This is a genomic window from Herbiconiux aconitum (assembly GCF_024979235.1).
Lineage (GTDB): Bacteria > Actinomycetota > Actinomycetes > Actinomycetales > Microbacteriaceae > Herbiconiux > Herbiconiux aconitum.
Genome location: NZ_JANLCM010000001.1, coordinates 1,147,756 through 1,169,004 on the forward strand (window position 1 = coordinate 1,147,756; position 21,249 = coordinate 1,169,004).

Below are 21,249 nucleotides of genomic sequence, written 5' to 3' on the forward strand. Positions count from 1 at the left end.
GAGGATTCGACGGAGTCAAGTTGGATGCGGAATCGTTAAGTATTCGCATCTTCGGCCGTGAGTGAATCGTCTCAGCGCGGCGGCGCGGTATCCTCAGGGGGCGTTCCGATGCGACAGTCCGCGTCACGAACTCCGACCACAGTGAGGTGCGTATGGCAACGGCCAATGTCCGCGATGTCGCAGCGCTCGCCGGCGTGTCGGTGGGCACGGTCTCCAACGTGCTGAATCAATCGAAGCCCGTGTCGCCCGAGACGGCCAAGCGCGTGCTCGACGCCATCGACAAGCTCGGCTTCATCCGCAATGACGCCGCCCGGCAGCTACGCGTCGGTCAGAGCCGCACCGTCGGCATCATGGTGCTGGACGTCAGCAACCCCTTCTTCACCGACATCGCGCGAGGAGTGGAAGACACGCTCACGAGCTTCGGGCGGTCACTCATCCTCGGCAACAGCGGCGAGAGCGCCACCCGCGAGCTGGGCTACCTCGATCTGTTCGAGGAGCAGCGGGTCGCAGGTCTGCTCATCACGCCGGTCGGCAACGTGCTCACCCGACTCGAGCGGTTGCGCGAGCGGGGGTCACCGGTGGTGCTGGTCGACCGTCACGAGAACGCGCGCAGCTTCAGCTCGGTCTCGGTCGACGACCACCGGGGCGGCCAGATCGCGGTCGAGCACCTCCTCGACGTCGGTCGCACGAGCATCGCCTTCGTCGGCGGGCCGCGAGCGGTGCTGCAGGTCGCCGAGCGCGCCGGTGGGGCTCAGGATGCGGTGCGCGCGCGCGGCGCGCGCCCCGTGCGGGTTCTCGAACTCGACTCCATGCGCGCCGACGCCGGCCGGGTCGGCGCCGAACAGCTGCTGGCGCTGCCGGCGGCTGAGCGGCCGGATGCGGTGTTCGCCGCCAACGACCTGATCGCCCTCGGCGTGCTGCAGGCGCTCACGCACGCGGGCGTGCGGGTGCCCGACGACATCGCGATCATCGGTTACGACGACATCTACTTCGCCGCCAACGCCGCCATCCCGATCTCCTCGATCCGCCAGCCGGCCTGGGAGATGGGGCGCACCGCCACCGAGTTGCTGATGGCCGAGATCGACGCCCCGCGCAGCACCGACTTCCGTCACGTCGTCTTCCAGCCCGAGCTGATCGTGCGCGAGTCGACGTCGCGGCCGTAGCGCGCATCCGTCTTTCGCCCCGGTAGCAGCCAGGAGTTCCACTGGTTGCTCGCGAGCCTTTTCGCGCCACACCCCGGAAACACCGCCGCAACACCATCGCAGTAGGCTCGCACGCATGGTTGACCTGTTCGACGGCTACGGCGCCACCCTCCTGCCGAGAACACGGCGCGGGGCCGCCTCCCCGTGGGACGAGATGTTCCCCGAGCCGAAGTCGCACGACCCCGTCGATGCGCGAGCCGCCTACAAAGACATCTACACCGCGCTCGCCAAGATGACCCAGGAGGAATTGCGCGGCCGCACGGATGCGCTCGCCAGCTCCTACCTCGCCCAGGGCGTCACCTTCGACTTCGCCGGCGAGGAGCGGCCCTTCCCGCTCGACGCCGTACCGCGGGTGATCGCGCAGAGCGAGTGGACCGACGTCGAAGCCGGCATCAAGCAACGCGTGCGGGCCCTCGAGGCCTTCCTCTCCGACATCTACGGGTCGCAGGCGGCTGTTCGCGACGGCGTGATTCCGGCCGGCCTGATCAGCTCGTCGAACCACTTCCACCGCGAAGCCGCGGGAATCGTGTCGCCGAACAACGTGCGCATCCAGGTCTCCGGGATCGATCTGATCCGCGACGAGAAGGGCGCCTGGCGGGTGCTCGAAGACAACGTACGAGTGCCCTCGGGCGTCTCGTACGTCATCTCGAACCGTCGCGTGATGGCGCAGACCCTGCCGGAGCTCTTCGTCTCGATGCGCGTGCGACCGGTGGGCGACTACCCGAACAAGCTGCTGCAGGCGCTGCGCGCATCCGCTCCCTCCGGGGTCGACGACCCGACCGTGGTCGTGTTGACGCCTGGCGTCTACAACTCGGCCTACTTCGAGCACACGCTGCTGGCGCGCCTGATGGGTGTCGAGCTGGTGGAGGGGCGCGACCTGTTCTGCTCGGGCGGGCGGGTCTGGATGCGCACCACGGCCGGACCGACCCGCGTCGACGTGATCTATCGCCGGGTCGACGACGAGTTCATCGATCCGCTGCAGTTCCGGGCCGATTCGATGCTCGGCTCTCCGGGTTTGCTGCTCGCCGCCCGCCTCGGCAACGTCACCATCGCGAACGCCGTGGGCAACGGGGTGGCCGACGACAAGCTCGTCTACACCTACCTGCCTGAGCTCATCCGCTACTACCTGGGCGAGGAGGCGATCATCCCGAACGTCGACACGTGGCGGCTCGAAGACCCGGGAGCGCTCGAGGAGGTGCTCGACCGGCTCGACGAGCTCGTCGTGAAACCCGTCGACGGCTCCGGTGGCAAGGGCCTCGTCGTGGGCCCGGATGCCTCGCGCAAAGAACTCGAGACGTTGCGGGCCCGATTGATCGAAGACCCGCGCGGGTGGATCGCCCAGCCCGTGGTGCAGCTCTCGACCATCCCGACCCTCGTCGAAGACGGGATGCGCCCCCGGCACGCCGACCTCCGCCCCTTCGCCGTCAACGACGGCAACGACATCTGGGTGCTGCCGGGCGGGCTCACGCGGGTCGCGCTCCCCGAGGGTCAGCTCGTGGTGAACAGCTCGCAGGGCGGCGGATCGAAAGACACCTGGGTGGTGGGGCGGGATCCGCTGTCGTCATCCACTGATGGGCACAACATCCAGGGCCTCGTCGCGGAGCAGGCGGCGAACACGCAGTCGATCGCGATCATCGGGCACCAACCCGATCATTCGCCGGAAGACCGGCCCCGCAACCACGACCAGTCACAGCAACAGCAGCAGTCCCTGGTGCAGACTCGACGAGAGGACGCGTGATGGCCATGCTCTCGCGGATCGCGGAATCCTTGTTCTGGATCGGCCGCTACATCGAACGCTCCGACGGCACAGCCCGCATCCTCGACGTGCACCTGCAGTTGCTGCTCGAAGACCCCTGGATCGAGGAGAACCTGGCCTGCCGCTCCCTCCTCTCGGTGATGGGCAGCGACGTTCCCGATGACAGCCGCTCGCTCACCCGCTCCGACGTGCTCGCGACGCTCGCCGTCGACCGCACGCATCCGGCGTCCATCGCCTACTCGCTCGGCGCCGCTCGCGAGAACGCCCGGCGGGCGCGCGAGATCGTGTCGACCGAGCTCTGGGAGTGCCTCAACACGACCCGCGCCCGGATGCCGCGGAAGGTCGCCCACGAGAAGACCCACGAGTTCTTCGGCTGGGTGCGCGACCGGGCGGCGCTCGCCGTGGGCATCGTGGAGTCGTCGGCGAGCCGCGACGAGGCCTGGCACTTCTTCACCCTCGGTCGCTCGATCGAACGCGCCGACATGACGGCGCGACTGCTCGCGACCCGCTCGTTGACCGAGGCGTCGGGGCCGTCGTGGACGACGATCCTCCGATCCTGCGGCGCCTACGAGGCGTATCTGCGCACCTATCGCGGGGTGCCCTCGGCGCGCAATGCGGCGGAGTTCCTCCTGCTCGACCGGCTGTTCCCCCGCTCCATCCTCTACTCGGTCACGCGGGCCGAGCAGTGCCTGCGCGACCTCGCGCCGCGCAACGAGCGGGTGGGGGTCTCCGACAGCGCGCAGCGACTGCTCGGGCAGATCCGCTCGCAGTTGGAGTACCGCCCGATCGCCGACATCCTGCAAGAGCTGCCCCGGCACATGGACGGCGTGCAGGAGGCGACCAGTGCGACCTCGGAGGCCGTGCGGCAGCGCTACTTCCCCACGAACTCGGCTCCGAGCTGGATCGGAGAGAGTGCGTGAACCGCTTACGCATCCGGCACGTCACCGGGTATCGCTACGAGGGAGAAGTGCAGGCCTCCTACAACGAGGCCCGGATGCTCCCGGTCTCGTCGGAGGGTCAGTTCGTGCTGCATTCCTCGCTCGACATCGCCCCTGTGTCGTCGTCGCACAACTACGTCGACTACTGGGGCACCCGCGTCTCCTCGTTCGAGGTGCTGACCCCGCACACGGAGCTCTCGCTCACCGCCACCTCCCTCGTGGAAGTGCGCAACCGGGCGCACACGCCGCACGTGGTCGACTGGTCGCTCCTGGCCGATGCCGCCACGACCTCGACGACCTACGTCGAGCAGAACAAGCAGACCAAGCTGACCGAACCGTCACCCGACCTCGCGGCACTCGCCGCGGAGATCGCGGCCCGGCACGTGTCGCCCTGCGAGGCGGCGCTGGAGATCTGCGCCGAGATCGGGCGGCAGGTCGAATACGTGCAGGGCGTCACCGGGGTGCAGTCGACCTCGCGCGAGGCCTGGCTCGACAAGCGCGGTGTCTGTCAGGACATCACGCACATCGCCATCGGCGCCCTGCGTTCGGTCGGCATTCCCGCCCGCTACGTCTCGGGCTACCTGCACCCGAAGCCCGACGCCGAGATCGGCGAGACCATCGCCGGAGAATCCCACGCCTGGGTGGAGTGGTTCTGCGGAGACTGGCGGGGTTTCGACCCGACGAACTCGATCGACATCGGTGAGCGCCACGTCATCGTCGGTCGCGGTCGCGACTACAACGACGTGGCGCCCCTCCGGGGTGTCTACGCCGGACCCTTCGGGTCTCAGCTCTTCGTGACGGTGGAGATCACGCGCGAGTCGTGAGCTGATGCGGGTCGCCCGCGAGCCCGCCCCGGCCGGTCATCGACGCAGGTAGGTTCTCAGCTTCTCCATCGTGCTGTCGGAGATGGATGACGGCCCGCCGAGCACCACGATCCGGCGGGGTTTCAGCCGGTCGAGTTCGGCGGCCACTGCGCCCGGCACGGTGTCGGCGGTGACGAGCAGCACCGGGCCCGCGTTCGCGATCGCCGCGGCCCCTCCCGACAGGGCGTCGGCGTAGCCGGCGCCCGAGGCGACGTAGACGGTGGGAACGCCGGGCGGAAAGACTCCGGCGGAGATCGCCGCGGAGACCGCGAATCGGTCGACGCCGTCGATGCGACTCGTCGTGCCCATCGTCTGGAGTTCGGCTTTCACGGTCTCCGAGATGGTGTTCACCCCGCCCAGCACGACGATCTTCGCCGGCGCCAGCCGTCGTAGTTCATCCGCGACGAGAGTGGGGATGGCGTCTTTGCCGACCAGCAGCACGGGGCCACCGAGCCGACCTGCCGCCGCCGAGCCGGAGAGGGCATCCGGGTACACGGAACCTGACGCGATGTAGGCGACCGGTCGATGCGAGCCGAACACGCTCGCCGACACGCGGGCGGACACCGCGAAGCGGTCTGCGCCCGCGATCCGGTCGACCATGGTCGAGAAGGCCCGCAGGGCCGTCTCGACTTCGGGTGCGACCGTGTCGGAGCCACCGAGCACCACGATGCGCTGCGGCTTCAGCCGTCGTAGTTCGGTCGCCACGGGAGTGGGGATGGCATCCCGTTTGGTGAGCAGCACGACACCTCCTTCTGCGCCCGCCGCGGCCGAGGCGGAGAGGGCGTCGGGAAAGACCTCGCCCGACGCGATGTAGACGACGGGAACCATGGGCTCGAAGGTGTGGGCCGAGATCGCCGCGGAGACGGCGAAGCGGTCGGCGCCGCCGATCCGTTCGACGAAGGGGTCGGGAACGACGGTGGTACTGCGGCCGCTGGAGGGCGGAGGCGCGGCCAAGGCGGCGCCGGCCGCCCCGGTGACGAGGCTTCCGGCGAGGATCGTTGCGGCGATCGCGCCGGAGAGGAGACGGTTGGTGAGTATGAGTGATCTGTTCATGCGGTGAGGATATGTCGGCTCTGAAGTTGGCAAACGCGCCTTCACGCAATCTGTGGACAACGTGCTCGTTGCTCAGCCTGTGGACAACCGCGAGCGCCCATTCTGGGGGTTCCGGCCACCCGCGGGTCGACGAGAAGGCCGTGCGACAATGACGTATGCCGCAGGAGCCAGCCGAGCCGCGACCCGACCGCGCCGCGCATCCGTCAGCCCACTTCACCGCACGGTTCACCGACGAGGTGGGTGTCGAGATCACCTACTACGGGTGGACGATCCCGGCCCCGAAGGCCGTCGTGCAGATCTCCCACGGCGTCGGCGAGCACGGCCGCCGATACTCCGCCGTCGCCGCCGAGCTCAACGACGCCGGTTACAGCGTCTACGCCGCCGACCAGCGCGGCCACGGCGCGACCGGCCTCGCTCAGCACCAGAACGATCGCTCGCAACTCGGCCGACTCGGCGAGGGCGGTCTGCGGGCCACGGTCGACGACGTGCGTCAGCTCGGCATCCAGATCGCGCGCGAGCATCCCGACGTTCCACTCATCCTGCTCGGCCACAGTTGGGGCAGCCTCCTGGTGCAGAAGCTCGTCAACACCCCCGCCCTCCGGCATTACGCCGGAGTCGTGCTCACGGGCACGGCCTACCGCATGCCCGGCCACATGGACGGCGGCGACCTCACCCGAAACCACCGCCCCTCCAAGGGCGAAGGCAACGGCTTCGAGTGGCTGAGCCGCGACGTCGCCGCCCAGGAGCGCGCCGCCGGCGACGACCTGATGTTCCCCGCCGAGGTGCTGAAACTCTTCGGACTCCGCGACGCGCTCCGCCTGTACGGTCGCCCCGCCAAGCGGCTGAGCGCCGACGTTCCGCTGCTCATCATGGTGGGCTCCGACGACACCCTGGGCGGCGAACGCAGCGCGCAGAAGCTCCGCGACGCCTACCGCCGACGCTCGCGACTCAGCGACGTCGAACTCATCGTGTACCCGGATGCTCGCCACGAGGTGCTCAACGAGAGCAATCGCGACGACGTGGTGAGCGAGCTGGTGGCGTGGCTCGATCGGCACGTCGTGCCGGTGGCGGAACACTAGATGGACGCGATCCTCGGCCTCGACATCATCAATGGCCCTCTGATCTGGGTCGTCTTCGCCCTCAGCGCTGCCGCCTTCGTCTACCTCCTCGTGCGCCCACCGCGCATCCGTTGGGTGCTGACCGCCCTCATCGGACTGCTCGGCGGCGCGCTCGTGGCCTTCGGCGCCATCGCCGTCGTCGAGGCACTCAACCTCTTCGGCGTGCCACTCACGGTGCAGACGGATGCCTGGATCGTCGCCACCTTCGCCGCCATGGGCCTCGCCGTGGTGAATCTCTGGCGCTCGCGGTGGTGGCGCAAAGTCATCGCCGTCGTCGGGATCGTGCTGTTCGCGGCATCCGGAACTCTCGGAATCAACGCCTATTTCGGACTCAACCCCACGCTCGCAGCCCTTCTCGGCATCACGATCGAGAACCCGATCGACATCGACAACAAGCCGAACCCGACACCCACCGGCAGCCCCGACCCCGACACCGCGGGCAAGCCCCTTTACGAGTCCTGGACTCCGCCGGCCGACATGCCGGCCACCGGAAAGACGGGCACGCAGGTCATCCCGGCCACCGCATCCGGGTTCTCCAGCCGGCCCGCGGGAATCTACCTGCCGCCTGCCGCGCAAGTGCCGAACGCGCCCGAGCTGCCGCTGGTGATCTTGATGATGGGGCAGCCCGGCAACCCTGACGTGCAGTACATCGCCACCGTGCTCGACGAATACGCCGCGAAGAACAAGGGCCTCGCCCCGATCGTGATCGTCGCCGACCAGCTGGGGAGCCCCGACGTCGACCCGGTGTGCGCCGACACGGCGAAGCTCGGCAACGCCGAGACCTTCATCACGCAAGACGTGCCGGCTTGGGCCCGCGCGAACCTCCGCATCGACCAAGACCCGGCGCACTGGGTGATCGCGGGCTACTCCAACGGCGGCGGATGCGCGTTCAAGTACGGCGCGAAGTACCCCGAGCTCTGGGGCAACGTGCTCGACATCTCGGGCGAGGAGTACCCCGGATCGGAGGAGCCCGACCAGGTGATCGCCAACCTCTTCGGGGGCGATGCCGCTGCGTTCGAGGCGCAGAAGCCCGAGGCCATCCTGAAGTCGGGCGACCACAAGTACCCCGACACCACCGCGATCTTCACGGTCGGCGGCAACGACCCCACGTTCATCCCCGAGGCCCAGGGGTCGTCGGAGGCCGCGCTGGCCGCGGGCTGGAAGACCACCTACTACGTCATCCCCGGCGCCGGACACGTGGTCGATGCGCTCGAGGGCGGCTTCGAGAAGGGCTTCGAGATCCTCTACCCGCGCTTGGGCCTCTCAGCTCCGACCGGCTAATCCATGCCCACGAAGGCGTCGGGCTCGTCGTGTTCGGCCACGATCGTCGGCATCGAGGCGGTGATCACCGAACCGTCGGCGCGCATCGTGCCCTCGATGTCGGAGGTGGTGGGCGCACCCTCGATCGACGGGCGGTCGTCGGCCAGCGCGACCGTCACCGGGGCGCCCGGGCCCACCTCGATCCGCTCGCCCCGCACGTGCACGACCACGGCGGTGCCGTGCTCGATCGTGAAGGTCATGCGGTCCTGCCGCAGATCGACCTCGATCTGCGAGCCGTGGATCGTGACGTGGAAGACGAGCGACGTCCACTCCTCGGGCAATCGCGGATCGAAGGTGAACGTGCCGAGGTAGTCGCGCATGCCGCCGAAACCGAAGGCGAGCGCGCTCCACACCCCGCCGGTGGAGGCGACGTGGATGCCGTCGGCCGTGTTGTTGTGCAGGTCGCCGAGGTCGACGAACAGCGCCGCCCGGAAGTAGCCGAGCGCGAGCTCGCGGTAGCCCACTTCGGCCGCGATGATCGACTGCGTCGACGCCGACAGAGTCGAGTCGCCCGTGGTGAGGGCGTCGTAGTACTCGAAGTCGGCGCGCTTCTCGGCGGTGGTGAACTCGTCGCCCTGCAAGAAGAGGGCGAGCACCACGTCGGCCTGCTTGATCACCTGGAAGCGGTAGATCACGAGCGGGTGGAAGTGCAGCAGCAGCGGACGCTTGGAGGCCGGGGTGTTCTCGAGGTCCCAGAGTTCCTTCTCAAGGAACTGCGAGTCCTGCGGGTGGATGCCGAGCTCGTCGTCGAACAGGATGTGCATGGCTTCGGCCGCGGTCGCCCACTCGAGCACCTCGTCCTCCTGCAGGTCGAGCCGCTTCACCATCCGCGTGTAGGCATCCGGGGCGGTCTGCCGCATCTTGCGCGTCTGCCGCACCGCTGCGCGGAGGTTCGCCCGCGCCATCACGTTGGTGAAGAGGTTGTCGTTCACGACGGTGGTGTACTCGTCGGGGCCCGTGACGCCGTGGATGTGGAAGGTCTCGCCCTCGGCGCCGTGGCCTCGCCAGAAGCCGAGGTCGGCCCACATCCGCGCGGTCTCGACGAGGATGTCGATGGCGCCGCGGCAGAGGAAGTCCTCGTCGCCCGTGGCCGCCACGTATTGCGAGAGCGCGTGGGAGATGTCGGCGTCGATGTGGTACTGCGCGGTGCCGGCCGCGTAATAGGCCGACGACTCGAGGCCGTTGATGGTGCGCCACGGGAAGAGGGCTCCGCGCTGGTTCAGCTCCACCGCGCGGTCACGGGCGGCGTCGAGCATGCCGAGCCGGAAGCGCAGCGCGTTCCGGGCCACCTGCGGTGAGGTGTAGGTGAGGAAGGGGAGCACGTAGATCTCGGTGTCCCAGAAGTAGTGGCCGCCGTAGCCCGAGCCCGAGACGCCCTTCGCCGCGATGCCGCCGCCGTCGGTGCGGGCGGTCGCCTGGGCCAGCTGGAACAGGTTCCAGCGGATGGCCTGCTGCACGTCGGGCTCGCCCGCCACGACGATGTCGGCGCGCTCCCAGAAGTCGTCGAGCCACTCGCGCTGACGATCGAAGACCTCCTCGATCGGTGACTCCCGGATGCGGTCGAGCGTGCGGTTCGCGCGGTCGGCCAGCTCGGTCGTGGGCACGGTGGACGAGGTGTGGTAGGCGATGGTCTTGACCAGACGGATGCGCTGACCGGCCTTCGCACGCACGCGATAGACGTGCTTCGCGATGTCGTCGTCGATCTGCGCCGACTCGTCCCACTCGTTCTCGGTCTCGAGGTGGTGCTCCGCCCCGACCGCGATCGTCATGTCCGAGTGCGCGGTGCGGTAGCCCAGCACATAGCGGCCCTCGTTGATCCACTTGACCCGCGGCAGCAGCACGCGGTCGCCGAAACCGTTCGCCTTCCGCGGATCGGGGATCGAGCCGGCGGCCCCTTGGGCACCGTTGGTGGCGGAGACCACCGTGAACTCGTCGACCCGGTCTTGACGGTTGAGGATCTGGCTCGAGATCAGCACCGACGCATCCGAGTCGAGCATCGTGACCTCGTAGTCGATCACGGCGAGGTGGCGGTCGGTGAACGAGACGAGGCGACGCGAGCGGATGAGCACCCGCTTGCCCGAGGGTGTGCGCCACTCCACCACGCGCTCGAGCACGCCGGTGCGGAAGTCGAGCCGGCGCGAGTACTCGATGGTGTCGGCGTCGGCCACCACGAAGGGCTCGTCGTCGACGTAGAGGCGGATGACGCGAGCATCCGGGGCGTTCACGATGGTCTGGCCGACGCGCGCGAAGCCGTAGGCCTCTTCGGCGTGCCGGATGGTCCAGGTGTCGTGGAAGCCGTTGATGAAGGTGCCCTCGGCGTAGGCCTTGTGCCCCTCTTCGAAGTTGCCGCGCATGCCGAGGTAGCCGTTGCCGACGGAGAACAGCGTCTCCGTGCGCCCCTGGGTCGCAGTGTGGAACTCCGCCTCGGTGAGCGCCCATTCGTCGAGCGGGAATTGGGTGCGGTCGAGCGGATCGGAGGCGATCGGATTCATCTGAGTTCTCTCGAGAAAGGCGAGGGGGGTCGATCGATGCTAGCGAAGGCGCGGTTCGGTGACGAGGGGCACGTCACCGAAGGGCGGAGACGAGCTCGTCCAGGTCGTTCACCACGATGTCGGCGCCGGAGTCGAGCAGCTCTTGGGCGCCCACTCCGCGGTCGACGCCGACGACGAGCCCGAAGGCGCCGTCGCGGCCGGCCTGCACGCCGGAATGCGCGTCTTCCACCACGACGCACTCCTCGGGGGTGAGCCCGAGCAACTCGGCAGCCCGCTGGTAGGTGTCGGGCGCGGGCTTGCCGGGCAGGCCCTCGGCCGCGGCGCGCTCGCCATCGACGACCACCTCGAAGCGGTTGCGGATGCCGGCGGCCTCGAGCACGGGCACGGCGTTGCGTGAACTCGACACCACGGCCACCTGGTAACCGGCCCCGAGGGCAGCGGCGAGGAACACCAGGGAACCGGGGTAGGCGGCTATGCCGCGTTCGGTCAACTCGGCTTCGAACTCGCTGTTCTTCTTGTTGCCGAGACCCCAGATGGTGGGCGCGCCGGGCGCGTCGGTCGGGCTGCCTTCGGGCAGCGACAGGCCTCGCGCCTGGAGCATGGTGCGAACGCCGTCGACCCGCGGCTTTCCGTCGATGTAGAGGAAATAGTCGTCGTCGGTGTAGGCCGGAACGCCGTGCGACTCGAGATACGGAGTGAACAGTCGCGCCCAGGCGCGGCGGTGCGCGTCGACGGTAGGAGTGAGCACCCCGTCGAGGTCGAACAGGATCGCGCGGGCCGTGGCGAGGCGGCTCACGTCGCGGGTGACGGTGGAGGTCATGAATCTACGGTAACCGCTCGGCGTGAACGTGGTGTCAACTGGATGTTTCCATCGCGGTCACCGGGGGTGAAAATGGACAGATACCGCCCAGAAATACAGACACCGCCGAGAAGAAGAGGAAGACGCCATGCCCACGAAGATCACCCTCGTCATCGACAACCCGTCCGACGTCGCCGCATTCGAGAGCGACTACACCGAGATCGCGGCCCTCGCGCACACGCTCCCCGGGCTGCGACGACTCGAATCGGCCAAAGTATGGCCGAAGGAAGACGGCACGCCGACCCCCGCGCATCGCACGCTCGACCTCTATTTCGACAGCTACGACGACGCCTCCGCCGCGGTCACGACACCCGAGGCCGGACAATTGTTCCAGCGACTCGGCGGAACCGGAACCACGTTCATGGGCCTGTTCTCCGACATCGAGGAGAGCTGACGGTCGTAGGCTTGTGAGGTCCTGAGAGGATCTCCACATGCACGGTGAATACAAGGTGCCCGGCGGCAAGCTCGTCGTGGTCGACCTCGACGACATCGAGGGCCGCATCCGCAATTTCCGGCTCGCCGGCGACTTCTTCCTCGAACCGGATGACGCGCTGCCGCTGATCGACGAGGCCGTGAACGGCCTGCCCTCCGACAGCGATGCGGCCACGATCGCCGCCGCGGTGCAGGCCGCGTTGCCGGAGGGGGCGGTGCTTCTCGGGTTCTCGCCGGAGGCGGTGGCGGTCGCCATCCGCCGGTCGCTCGCGAAGGCGAGCAGTTGGAACGACTACGACTGGCAGCTGATCCATTCCGGTTCCGAGAGCCCGCAGATGCAACTCGCGCTCGACGAGGTGCTGGCCGTCGAGGTGGGCGTGGGACGGCGCCAGCCCACCCTCCGCATCTGGGAGTGGAACGAGCCGGCCGTGGTGATCGGCAGCTTCCAGTCGGTGAAGAACGAGGTCGACCTCGACAACGCCGAGAAGTACGGCTTCGAGGTGGTGCGCCGCATCTCGGGCGGCGGAGCCATGTTCATGGATGCGAACGCCGTCGTCACGTACTCCATCTACGCGCCGGCCGCGCTCGTGCAGGGCATGAGCTTCGCCGACTCCTACGCCTTCCTCGACGAATGGGTCATCACCGCGTTGAAGTCGCTCGGCATCGAAGCCGTCTACCAGCCGCTCAACGACATCTCCTCAGCGAAGGGCAAGATCGGCGGCGCGGCGCAGAAGCGTCTCGGCAATGGCGCGGTGCTCCACCACGCCACCATGAGCTACGACATGGACGGCGAGAAGATGGTGCAGGTGCTGCGCATCGGCCGTGAGAAGATGAGCGACAAGGGCACGAAGTCGGCCGCCAAGCGGGTCGATCCGCTGCGCAGCCAGACCGGGCTCTCGCGGGCCGAGATCATCGACCGCCTGATCACGACGTTCACGGGGCTCTACGGAGCGACGCCGTCGGAGATCACTCCCGAAGAGCGCGCGGCTGCCGAGCAGCTCGTCGCGTCGAAGTTCAGCACCCCAGAATGGATCGGACGCGTACCGTGAGCGAGAGCACCCCTCTTCCCGAATACACGGTCGCCGGTCTCGAGGCCGTTCCGAGCCTCGACCTTCCCGCGTTCAGCCGGGCGGATGCCTATGAGCTGGGCACGATCGCGGCCGGACTCATCCGGGAGCGCGGCCTGAACCTCGCGGTCGACGTGGTGCTCGACGACGACCTGGTGTTCCGGGCGAAGGTCGGCCCGAAGACCGGGCCCGGCAACGACCCGTGGCTCGCCGGCAAGGCGGCGGTGGCGCGGTACTTCGGTGTTCCGTCACTCCTGGTGCGCCTACGCCACGAAGCAGCCGGAACGCGCTTCGAAGACATCAACGACCCGAACATCGACCACGCGACCATGAAGGCGCACGGCGGCTCGATCCCGATCTTCGCCGACGGCGTGCCCGTCGGCACCATCACCACCTCGGGTGAGGTCGACGTCGTCGACCACCAGCTGGCGGCGGATGCGGTGGCCGTGTTCCGGGAGCGCTTCGCCTCCTGAGGACAGCGCGATCAGCGCATCCGCTGCACCCGCGTCTCGGTCCACACCGGCTCGGTCGACTCGTAGACCTCGCCCGACGCGCCGAACACCAGGTGCCGGTCGAATCCGCGCGCGAACCAGCGGTCGTGTGTGACCGCGATCACCGTTCCCTCGAACTCGCCGAGGGCCTCTTCGAGGGCTTCGGCGGAGACGAGGTCGAGGTTGTCGGTGGGCTCGTCGAGCAGCAGCAGCGTCGCGCCCGCGAGTTCGAGCAGCAAGATCTGCAGCCGCGCCTGCTGCCCGCCCGAGAGCGACTCGAAGCGTTGTTCGGCGGCGAGAGCCAAGCCGTAGCGACCGAGCGCCCGGCTCGCCTCCTCGCGCGCCATCCCGGCCCGCCCGTCGTCTCCACGGTGCAGGATGTCGAGCAAGGTGCGTCCGGCGAGCTCCGGATGCTGGTGGGTCTGAGCGAACCAGCCGGGCCGGATGCGCGCGCCGAGCAGGGCGCTGCCGCTGTGCGCCACGGGATCGATGCGCACCCCACCGTCGCCTGCGGTGCCGAGCGGCCCGAGGAGCGCGGGGTCGGGATCGCTGCCGCCGGCCGCGAGCAGGCGGAGGAAGTGCGACTTTCCCGATCCGTTCGACCCGAGCACCGAGACGCGGTCGCCGAACCAGATCTCGAGGTCGAAGGGCGCCATCAGGCCGGTGAGCTCGAGTTGTTCGCACACGACGGCTCGCCGACCCGTGCGGCCGCCCCGCAGGCGCATGCTCACCTTCTGGTCGCGCGGGCGCTCCTCGGGCGGGCCGGCCGCCTCGAATTTCGCCAGGCGGGTCTGCGCGGCGCGGTAACGCGAGGCCATGTCGTCGTTGTACTTCGCCTGCTGGCCCAGGCGCAAAACGAGGGCCTTGAGCTTCACGTGATCCTCGTCCCAGCGCCGGCGCAGCTCGTCGAGCCGGTCCATCCGTTCGGTGCGGGCCTCGTGGTAGTTCGCGAAGCTGCCGCCGTGCGTCCAGGTGGAGTTGCCGGCAGCGCCGACCTCGAGGGTCACGATGCGGGTGGCGGCGCGCGCGAGCAGCTCGCGGTCGTGGGAGACCAGCAGCACGGTCTTCGAGCTCGTTCGCAGGGTGTCTTCGAGCCAGCGCTTCGTGGGCACGTCGAGGTAGTTGTCGGGCTCGTCGAGAAGCAGCACGCCCTCCGGCCCGCGGAACAGCGCCTCCAGCAGGAGACGCTTCTGCTCGCCGCCGGAGAGCGAAGCGACGTCGCGGTGGCGGGCGCGCTCGTAGGGCAGGCCGAGTGCGGCCTGACAGCAGGTGTCCCACACCACCTCGTGCTCGTAGCCGCCGGCATCCGCGTAGTCGGCGATCGCGGTGGCGTAGGCCATCTGCGTGCGCTCGACGTCGTTCTCGATCACCGCGTCCTCCGCGCGTTCCAGGGCGAGGGCGGCATCGCGGATGCGGGTGGGCGCGACCGACACGAGCAGATCGTGCACGGTGCGCGACGCATCCGATCGCTTTCTCGCATCGCTGTCGCCCGGGGAGGTCACGTCGCCGGTTCGGTGCCCGACGAACTGGTCCATCACACCGAGCCCGCCGTCGATCGACACCACCCCGGTGTCGGCGGCGAGTTCGCCCCGGATGATGCGGAGCAGGGTCGACTTGCCGGCGCCGTTCGCGCCGATGAGCGCGGCGATGGTGCCCTCTCCCACCCGGAACGACACCCCGTCGAGGAGTGGCCGGCCGTCGGCGAGGGTGTAGCTGATGTCGGAGACGTCGATGTGGGCCATGGCTCTTCCGTTCGGCGGCCGAGCGGGAGCCGCATCGGCGCTCACCGGTGGCGAGCCGACCATCCTAAGCGACGGCCGGAACGGCGCGCAAGCGGGCGGCCGGGCGGTCAGCCGCGGTCGACGAGTTCCTGGTAGTCGGGGTGGCCGTCGATCCATCGGGAGACGAAGGTGCACTGGGGCACCACCGCGAGGTCGCTCGTGCGCACGTCGTCGAGCGCGTACTGCACGAGCTCGCTGCCGACACCATTTCCCCGGCGACGGGGATCGACCTCGGTGCGGGTGAAGACGATCGACCGGCCGACGATGCGGTAATCGGTGAACCCCACCAATTCGTCGTCGAGAGTGATGGTGTAGCGGTTCTGCGTCTGTTCGTTGCGGATCTCGGTGCTCATGGTGCCCCGAGAATACGCCCGCCACCTTCGGACTGCCACAATTGCAGGGTGCCCCACCCCGAATCCCCCCTCGCCTCCTTCGGCGACGACGCGCGGGGCGAAGGGGTGGTCTACCAGGCCGACAACTTGACGGTTCTGCCCGCCTTCGCCGACGCATCCTTCACCGTCATCTACCTCGATCCGCCGTTCAACACCGGGCGGCAGCAGACCCGCCGGTCGACCACGGCGACGCGGGTCGTGGCCGAGCCGGAAGCGGGCGACGCAGCCGACCCCGCCGGAGCGGTCGGCACGGATGCGCCGCGCAGCCCCGGCCGCATCACCGGTTTCAAAGGGCAGGCCTACGATCGCATCAAGGGCGATCTGCTGAGCTACGACGACCGCTTCGACGACTACTGGGAGTTTCTCGAACCGCGCATCGTGGAGGCCTGGCGGCTGCTCGCCGACGACGGAACCCTGTACCTCCACCTCGACTACCGCGAGGCGCACTACGCGAAGGTGCTGCTCGACGCCCTCTTCGGCCGCGAGAGCTTTCTCAACGAGATCATCTGGGCCTACGACTACGGGGCGAAGTCGAAGAACCGGTGGCCCACGAAGCACGACACGATCCTGGTCTACGTGAAGAACCCTGCCGCCTACTACTTCGACTCGACGACGGTCGACCGGGAGCCCTACATGGCGCCCGGGCTGGTGACGCCCGAGAAGGCGGCGACGGGCAAGCTGCCGACGGATGTCTGGTGGCACACGATCGTGTCGCCCACGGGCCGCGAGAAGACCGGCTACCCCACGCAGAAGCCCGAGGGCATCCTGCGGCGCATCGTGCAGGCCTCGAGTCGCGAGGGCGACTGGGTGCTCGACTTCTTCGCCGGCAGCGGAACCACGGGCGCGGTGGCGGCGGCCCTGGGTCGCAACTTCGTGCTGGTCGACAAGAGCCCCGATGCGGTGGAGGTCATGCGCCGACGCCTTCCGGAGGCCACTTACCTCTAGGAACGCACGGCCAGGTCATCGTAGAATGCGGTATCCGGGCAAGGTGACTGTGATGGATGACCAGCGTGTAGACACGTCAGACCAACTCATCGGCCGCGACCACGAGCGTTCACTTCTCACGACGTTCGTGACGGGCGCACTCGATGAGGGAGGGGCTCTTCTGCTCCTCGGCGACGCCGGTGTGGGCAAGTCCCGCTTGCTGAGGTCGTGTGCCGAATTGGCTGCTGGGCGGCGCGCCCGTGTGCTCCGGGCATCGGGAGTGCAGTACGAGGCGAATCTGGGGTTCAGCACCCTCCACCAACTGCTTCACCCCGTGCTCGCCTGGAGCGACGACTTGCCGAAAGCGTCGTCCTCCGCCCTTCGATCCGCGCTCGGGATGAGCAGTGACGCCGATGCGAAGACGGGGCCGCTGGCCGTCTATCACGCGGCACTCGCGTTGCTGGAACGTACGGCCCGCGACGCGCCGCTGTTGCTCGTGGTCGACGATCTGCAATGGGTGGACGCATCAAGCGCGGCCGCCCTCGCGTTCATCGCCCGTCGTCTCGAGGGTCAGCGGATCGCACTGGTGGGCTCACTCCGGCTCGGTGATCCGTCGTCATTCGACGGCTCCGACCTGGAAGCGCTTCGGGTGCTTCCGCTGACCCCGCCTGACGCCGACGAACTGGTGCGGTCTCGGAACCCAGGGTTGTCAGCGCACGCCCGTCAGCGGCTTGTCCGTCTGTCTGCCGGGTATCCGCTGGCACTCGTCGAGTGGGCGAGCGACACGCACGTCGTTCCGCTCGGATCGGAGGATGACCAACTGCCGCTTCCGCGTCGAATCGAAGCCTCCTTCGCCACCCGGATCGCGGCCCTCTCTCCGACGGCGCGCACCGCGCTGCTCACCCTGGCACTCGACGGGCGTGACGGACTTCGCGCGCTCGCCGAGACCGGACTCACACTCGATGACCTCGTGCCCGGGGAAGAAGCCGGCGCCATCGTCATTGACGCGAAGACAGGCGTCGTCGACTTTCGGCATCCACTTTTTCGGTCAGCTCTTGTGGATTCGGCGTCCGGCGTCGAGCGCCGAGCCATCCACAAGCGGATAGCCGAGCGGTCCCCGGAGAACACGGACCGACGGGTGTGGCATCTGGCCAGCGCGGCCACGCAGCCGGACGAGAGCATTGCGCGCCTCCTGCACGACCTGACGCATCGATCCTTCTCGAGGGGGGATGTTCACGGGGCTGCCACGGCGATGATGCGCGCGGCAGACCTCACTCCGCGAGAGGAGGATCGAGCACGTCGGCTCGCCGAGGCGGCATTCCTGAGGTCCGAGATCGCCGGAGAGTTCCGCGTGGTCGAGGAACTCCTCGCCGACACGCCCGACGGCTTCGGTCGAGGGCCGGGGTCACTGTACGCAGTCATCGCCCGCGCGCAGGTCGCCGTGAATGGCGAGGGCAGTTACCGTGCGGAGATCACACTGATCGAAGACGCGGTGCTGGCCGGCACGCATGGTTGGCGTGCTGACGACGAGGAACTCATCGCCGCATTCCGGACGTGGTTGCTGTTGTGCTCCTACGCCGGCGACACCGAGCTGTGGGAATCGTACTTCGATGCCCTGAACCGCCTGACACCCGAGGTGCCGGCCTTGTTGCTCACCGAGAGTCTGGCCGTCGGCGATACGGTCCGACGCGGGGGAGAGGCGCACGCAGCCATCGTCGCGTTCTCTGAAACACCGATCGCCGATTCCGACCCGGCCCTCGCCATGTCGATGATCTTCACCTCGCTCTATCTCGATCTCATCGAGCTGTGGCGGGAGCCGGCCTGGCGGCTCGTGCGGGCCGGACGCGCCGGGGGACCACCGCGCCCCTACGCCCGTTCGCTCGCCCACCTCGCCATCAACGATTTCCTCCACGGCAGATGGGGCGAGGCGCAAGACCTGACAGACGAGGGAGCCCGCGTCTGCGAGCAGGAGGGCTTCGCCAACGGCGACTGGTATTTCTCCTACCTGCAGTCCCTCCTTGCCGCCGGCCGAGGAGACACGGAGAGTGCGCGGGCACACGCCGACGCCGTCGATGCATCCTGTGAACCACGTCATAGCTGGGGCGCACAGAGATTCGGCTACCAACCCCGCACCTTGGCAGCGATCGCCGACGGCGAATGGGAGACCGCCTACCGGATGGCCTGCCGGCTCAGTGCCCCCGGCGAGTTCCCACGCTTCGTGGCCCCGGCGATGTGGGTCGCTTTCGACCTCGTCGAAGCGGCGCTGCACACCGGTCGGGTCGACGAGGCCCGCCGACACGCCGACGCCATGGTCGACGCCCGGTTGCCCCGCGTCTCAGACCGCCTGGCGCTCCTCACCGCGGGAGCGGTAGCGCTCACCGACGACCAGCCGACCTGGCGCGATTCATTCGAGCGGGCGCTCGGGATGCCGGATGCGCACGTCTGGCCCTTCGACGTCGCCCGGATACAGCTGGCCTACGGTGAGCGCCTCCGACGGGCTGTGGACACCAACCGTGCCCGCGAAGTGCTGCACGATTCCCTCGACACGTTCGAGCGACTGGGCGCCGCACCTTGGGTGCGGCGGGCAGCGACGGAGCTGCGTGCGGCCGGTGATGCGCGATTCCACGCGACGGGCGCGCACCGGGAGATCCCTGACCTGACGGCCCAGGAGCTGGTCATCGCAGAGATGGCAGCGAGCGGGATGACGAACAAGGAAATCGGAAGCCGCCTGTTCCTCTCACCGCGCACCGTGAGTGGGCATCTCTACAACGCGTTCCCGAAGTTGGGAATCACCAGCCGCGCCGGGCTACGCGATGCCCTTGCCTCGCGAAGCGAGTGACGATTCAGTCGGACGCTTTCGCCGGCCGGCTGTCAGACCGGGGCCATGGCTGAAATCAGGCCGTCGCGGATCGCTATCCGAAGAGTTCCGGTGCCGCTGAATCGACGGCTACGCGCCCGCAGGATCACCTCGTATGCGTCTTTCCCCACCGACGACCAGGACACGAGCTCGTAGTGCATACCGACACCGATGTTGTCGCTCGCATTCCACCGGGCAGCCCCCTCGCGTCCGTGGAACACGCGGTCGCCGTCGGCGACTTCGGCATCTTCTGCGAATGCCGCCAGGAAGGCGGCATCGTCGGCGCTGTTCGTCGCAGCGATCATCGAGTCGATCGCCGACGGGAGAGTGTGTGGCATGTCGATCCTTCCTCACGTGTTGGGTTGATTACCAGGGTGCCGGGCCCTCAGCAGACAGGAATGCGCCTGTCACGCCGTCTGGAGCGGTCTGCGCGGTTCTCACGATGACGGCCGCGCCATCCTCCACGGTTTGGGTGCCCGTGTGGCCGTTCAGATCAGTGCTCGTGAATCCCGGGTCGACAGCATTGATCCGAAATTGTGGGAACGCTTTTGCGAACTGGATGGTGATCGCGTTCACGGCTACCTTCGACGTCGGATAGGCCACGCCTAGGTAGAAACGAGTCGGGCTGGCCGGATCGCTCAGAGCGCTGAGCGAGCCGAGCCCGCTGGAAACGTTCACCACGACAGGGTGCCCGGACTTCTGGAGAAGGGGGAGGAAGGCGTGGAACACCCTCACGAGGCCGAAAACGTTCGTCTCGAAAACCTCCCGCAGGGTGGCAGCGGTCGTGTCGGCCGGTGAGACGATACCGTTGTCCGGCATCCGCCCCTCCACGCCGGCATTGTTGATCAAGACATCGAGGCCGCCGTCGGCGTCGAGTTGATTCGCCGCGGTCGTGACGGATGCGTCATCCGTCACGTCGAGCTGAACGAATCTCGCACCGATCTCGTCGGCGGCCGCCCTGCCGCGACCCTCGTCACGTGCGCCCAGATAGACAGTGTGCCCGGCGGCAATGAGCTGACGCGCGCTCTCGCGACCGAGACCCTTGTTCGCTCCGGTGATCAGTGTGACAGTCATCACGTCTCCTCTCGGGTCATGCGCACTCGCGCCGACCGTTTGCCGTGGTGTCACCCACCACTATGCAGAGAAGGTGTTGCCGTTCGGACCCGCCAAATGACTCGTCTGGTTACTCGATGGCGGTGTCTGTTGAGTCCTCGTGCGACGGGAGCATCAGAAGGCACAAGTCACGCAGCTGGGTGAGCTGTGCCGAGTCGAGCCGACTGGTCAGTTGTGCGGTGACACGGCGGGCGTGTTGACGGCCGATCTTGCGCTGCACCTCGTGGCCTTTGGGGGTCAGGGTGAGGACACTCGCCCGCCGGTCGGTTCCGTCTGCCGTGCGGCCGATCAGACCCAGGGCCTCCAATCGGTTCACCAGCCGGGAGACGCCGGCCTGGCTGAGGAGCACGTCGCCTTGCAGGTCTTTCAGTCGCCGGCCCTCGGGTGTTTTCGAGAGCTCGTACAGCACACCGTATTCGTTGGGCTGCAGTTCGTCCCACACCGCAGCGGCGTGGAGTTCCTGCTCGATCGTCGACTGCGCTCGGAACAACGCCTCCCAGGCCTCGTTCGCGAGTCTTGTGTCATTCGGCATGCCTCATCTTCGCATCGCAGAAGGGGCCGTTCACCCTGGTGAACGGCCCCGCTGGCGAT

Annotated in this window: 19 protein-coding genes; 11 read left to right on the top strand and 8 right to left on the bottom strand. The window is 68.2% G+C overall.

What is annotated here, in order from left to right:
- The first annotated feature begins 152 nt into the window (after positions 1 to 152).
- The 4 genes from N1027_RS05245 (at position 153) to N1027_RS05260 (ending at position 4,720) form a co-directional block, all read left to right on the top strand.
- Positions 153 to 1,163: a LacI family DNA-binding transcriptional regulator gene (locus N1027_RS05245; protein WP_259505893.1), complete on the top strand. Its 1,011-nt coding sequence runs from the start codon at positions 153 to 155 to the stop codon at positions 1,161 to 1,163.
- 115 nt (positions 1,164 to 1,278) lie between these two features.
- Positions 1,279 to 2,940: a circularly permuted type 2 ATP-grasp protein gene (locus N1027_RS05250; RefSeq protein WP_259505895.1), complete on the top strand. Its 1,662-nt coding sequence runs from the start codon at positions 1,279 to 1,281 to the stop codon at positions 2,938 to 2,940.
- Positions 2,941 to 2,945: 5 nt separating this feature from the next.
- Entirely contained in the window at positions 2,946 to 3,878 is a 933-nt protein-coding gene (locus N1027_RS05255; protein ID WP_259507912.1) for an alpha-E domain-containing protein, read from the top strand.
- A complete protein-coding gene (locus N1027_RS05260; protein ID WP_259505896.1) occupies positions 3,875 to 4,720 on the top strand; it encodes a transglutaminase family protein in 846 nt (281 codons plus the stop codon). Before N1027_RS05255 ends, N1027_RS05260 begins: the two co-directional genes overlap by 4 nt.
- Before the next feature lie 36 nt (positions 4,721 to 4,756).
- Here the strand turns inward: N1027_RS05260 and N1027_RS05265 are convergent, their stop codons facing one another.
- Entirely contained in the window at positions 4,757 to 5,812 is a 1,056-nt protein-coding gene (locus N1027_RS05265) for a cell wall-binding repeat-containing protein (protein ID WP_259505898.1), read from the bottom strand.
- 155 nt (positions 5,813 to 5,967) lie between these two features.
- Here N1027_RS05265 and N1027_RS05270 point away from each other — a divergent pair, with 155 nt between their 5' ends.
- Positions 5,968 to 6,891: an alpha/beta hydrolase gene (locus N1027_RS05270; RefSeq protein ID WP_259505900.1), complete on the top strand. Its 924-nt coding sequence runs from the start codon at positions 5,968 to 5,970 to the stop codon at positions 6,889 to 6,891.
- Entirely contained in the window at positions 6,892 to 8,211 is a 1,320-nt protein-coding gene (locus tag N1027_RS05275) for an alpha/beta hydrolase-fold protein (RefSeq protein WP_259505904.1), read from the top strand. It begins immediately after the preceding gene.
- Here the strand turns inward: N1027_RS05275 and N1027_RS05280 are convergent.
- Together N1027_RS05280 and N1027_RS05285 are read right to left on the bottom strand one after the other, a co-directional pair.
- Positions 8,208 to 10,742 carry a glycoside hydrolase family 65 protein gene (locus N1027_RS05280; protein ID WP_259505906.1) on the bottom strand — a complete coding sequence of 845 codons (2,535 nt, stop codon included), beginning with the start codon at positions 10,740 to 10,742 and terminating at the stop codon, positions 8,208 to 8,210. The two genes, N1027_RS05275 and N1027_RS05280, sit on opposite strands and share 4 nt — an antisense overlap.
- A 73-nt stretch (positions 10,743 to 10,815) precedes the next feature.
- The gene (locus N1027_RS05285; protein ID WP_259505907.1) at positions 10,816 to 11,562 is read right to left on the bottom strand and encodes an HAD family hydrolase; all 747 of its coding nucleotides are present in this window, start codon (positions 11,560 to 11,562) and stop codon (positions 10,816 to 10,818) included.
- A gap of 127 nt (positions 11,563 to 11,689) precedes the next feature.
- On the opposite strand from N1027_RS05285, the gene N1027_RS05290 reads away from it, so the two are divergent.
- Genes N1027_RS05290 through N1027_RS05300 form a run of 3 tightly spaced genes read left to right on the top strand, consistent with a single transcriptional unit; the run spans position 11,690 to position 13,573 of the window.
- Positions 11,690 to 11,995, top strand: coding sequence for an EthD family reductase (locus N1027_RS05290; RefSeq protein WP_259505908.1), 306 nt, complete (start codon positions 11,690 to 11,692; stop codon positions 11,993 to 11,995).
- Positions 11,996 to 12,032: 37 nt separating this feature from the next.
- A complete protein-coding gene (gene lplAB / locus N1027_RS05295; protein WP_259505910.1) occupies positions 12,033 to 13,082 on the top strand; it encodes a lipoate-protein ligase LplAB in 1,050 nt (349 codons plus the stop codon).
- Positions 13,079 to 13,573: a heme-binding protein gene (locus N1027_RS05300; RefSeq protein ID WP_259505913.1), complete on the top strand. Its 495-nt coding sequence runs from the start codon at positions 13,079 to 13,081 to the stop codon at positions 13,571 to 13,573. The genes lplAB and N1027_RS05300 overlap by 4 nt, the downstream gene beginning before the upstream one ends.
- Before the next feature lie 11 nt (positions 13,574 to 13,584).
- Here N1027_RS05300 and N1027_RS05305 read toward each other — a convergent pair whose 3' ends face one another.
- Positions 13,585 to 15,333: an ABC-F family ATP-binding cassette domain-containing protein gene (locus N1027_RS05305; RefSeq protein WP_259505915.1), complete on the bottom strand. Its 1,749-nt coding sequence runs from the start codon at positions 15,331 to 15,333 to the stop codon at positions 13,585 to 13,587.
- Positions 15,334 to 15,440: 107 nt separating this feature from the next.
- Complete coding sequence (locus N1027_RS05310) at positions 15,441 to 15,725, bottom strand: GNAT family N-acetyltransferase (RefSeq protein ID WP_259505918.1); 285 nt, start codon at positions 15,723 to 15,725, stop codon at positions 15,441 to 15,443.
- Between the two features lie 48 nt (positions 15,726 to 15,773).
- Between N1027_RS05310 and N1027_RS05315 the strand changes: the two genes are divergently transcribed.
- Positions 15,774 to 16,709: a DNA-methyltransferase gene (locus N1027_RS05315; protein WP_372499682.1), complete on the top strand. Its 936-nt coding sequence runs from the start codon at positions 15,774 to 15,776 to the stop codon at positions 16,707 to 16,709.
- 52 nt (positions 16,710 to 16,761) lie between these two features.
- Positions 16,762 to 19,527 carry a helix-turn-helix transcriptional regulator gene (locus N1027_RS05320; protein WP_259505920.1) on the top strand — a complete coding sequence of 922 codons (2,766 nt, stop codon included), beginning with the start codon at positions 16,762 to 16,764 and terminating at the stop codon, positions 19,525 to 19,527.
- 32 nt (positions 19,528 to 19,559) lie between these two features.
- On the opposite strand, the gene N1027_RS05325 is transcribed toward N1027_RS05320, so the two are convergent.
- From N1027_RS05325 to N1027_RS05335, 3 genes are all read right to left on the bottom strand, one after another.
- Positions 19,560 to 19,883: a nuclear transport factor 2 family protein gene (locus tag N1027_RS05325; protein WP_259505921.1), complete on the bottom strand. Its 324-nt coding sequence runs from the start codon at positions 19,881 to 19,883 to the stop codon at positions 19,560 to 19,562.
- Between the two features lie 28 nt (positions 19,884 to 19,911).
- Positions 19,912 to 20,619, bottom strand: coding sequence for an SDR family NAD(P)-dependent oxidoreductase (locus N1027_RS05330; RefSeq protein ID WP_259505923.1), 708 nt, complete (start codon positions 20,617 to 20,619; stop codon positions 19,912 to 19,914).
- 109 nt (positions 20,620 to 20,728) lie between these two features.
- On the bottom strand, positions 20,729 to 21,190 hold the full coding sequence (locus N1027_RS05335) for a MarR family winged helix-turn-helix transcriptional regulator (RefSeq protein ID WP_259505924.1): 462 nt from the start codon (positions 21,188 to 21,190) through the stop codon (positions 20,729 to 20,731).
- Positions 21,191 to 21,249 lie beyond the last annotated feature (59 nt).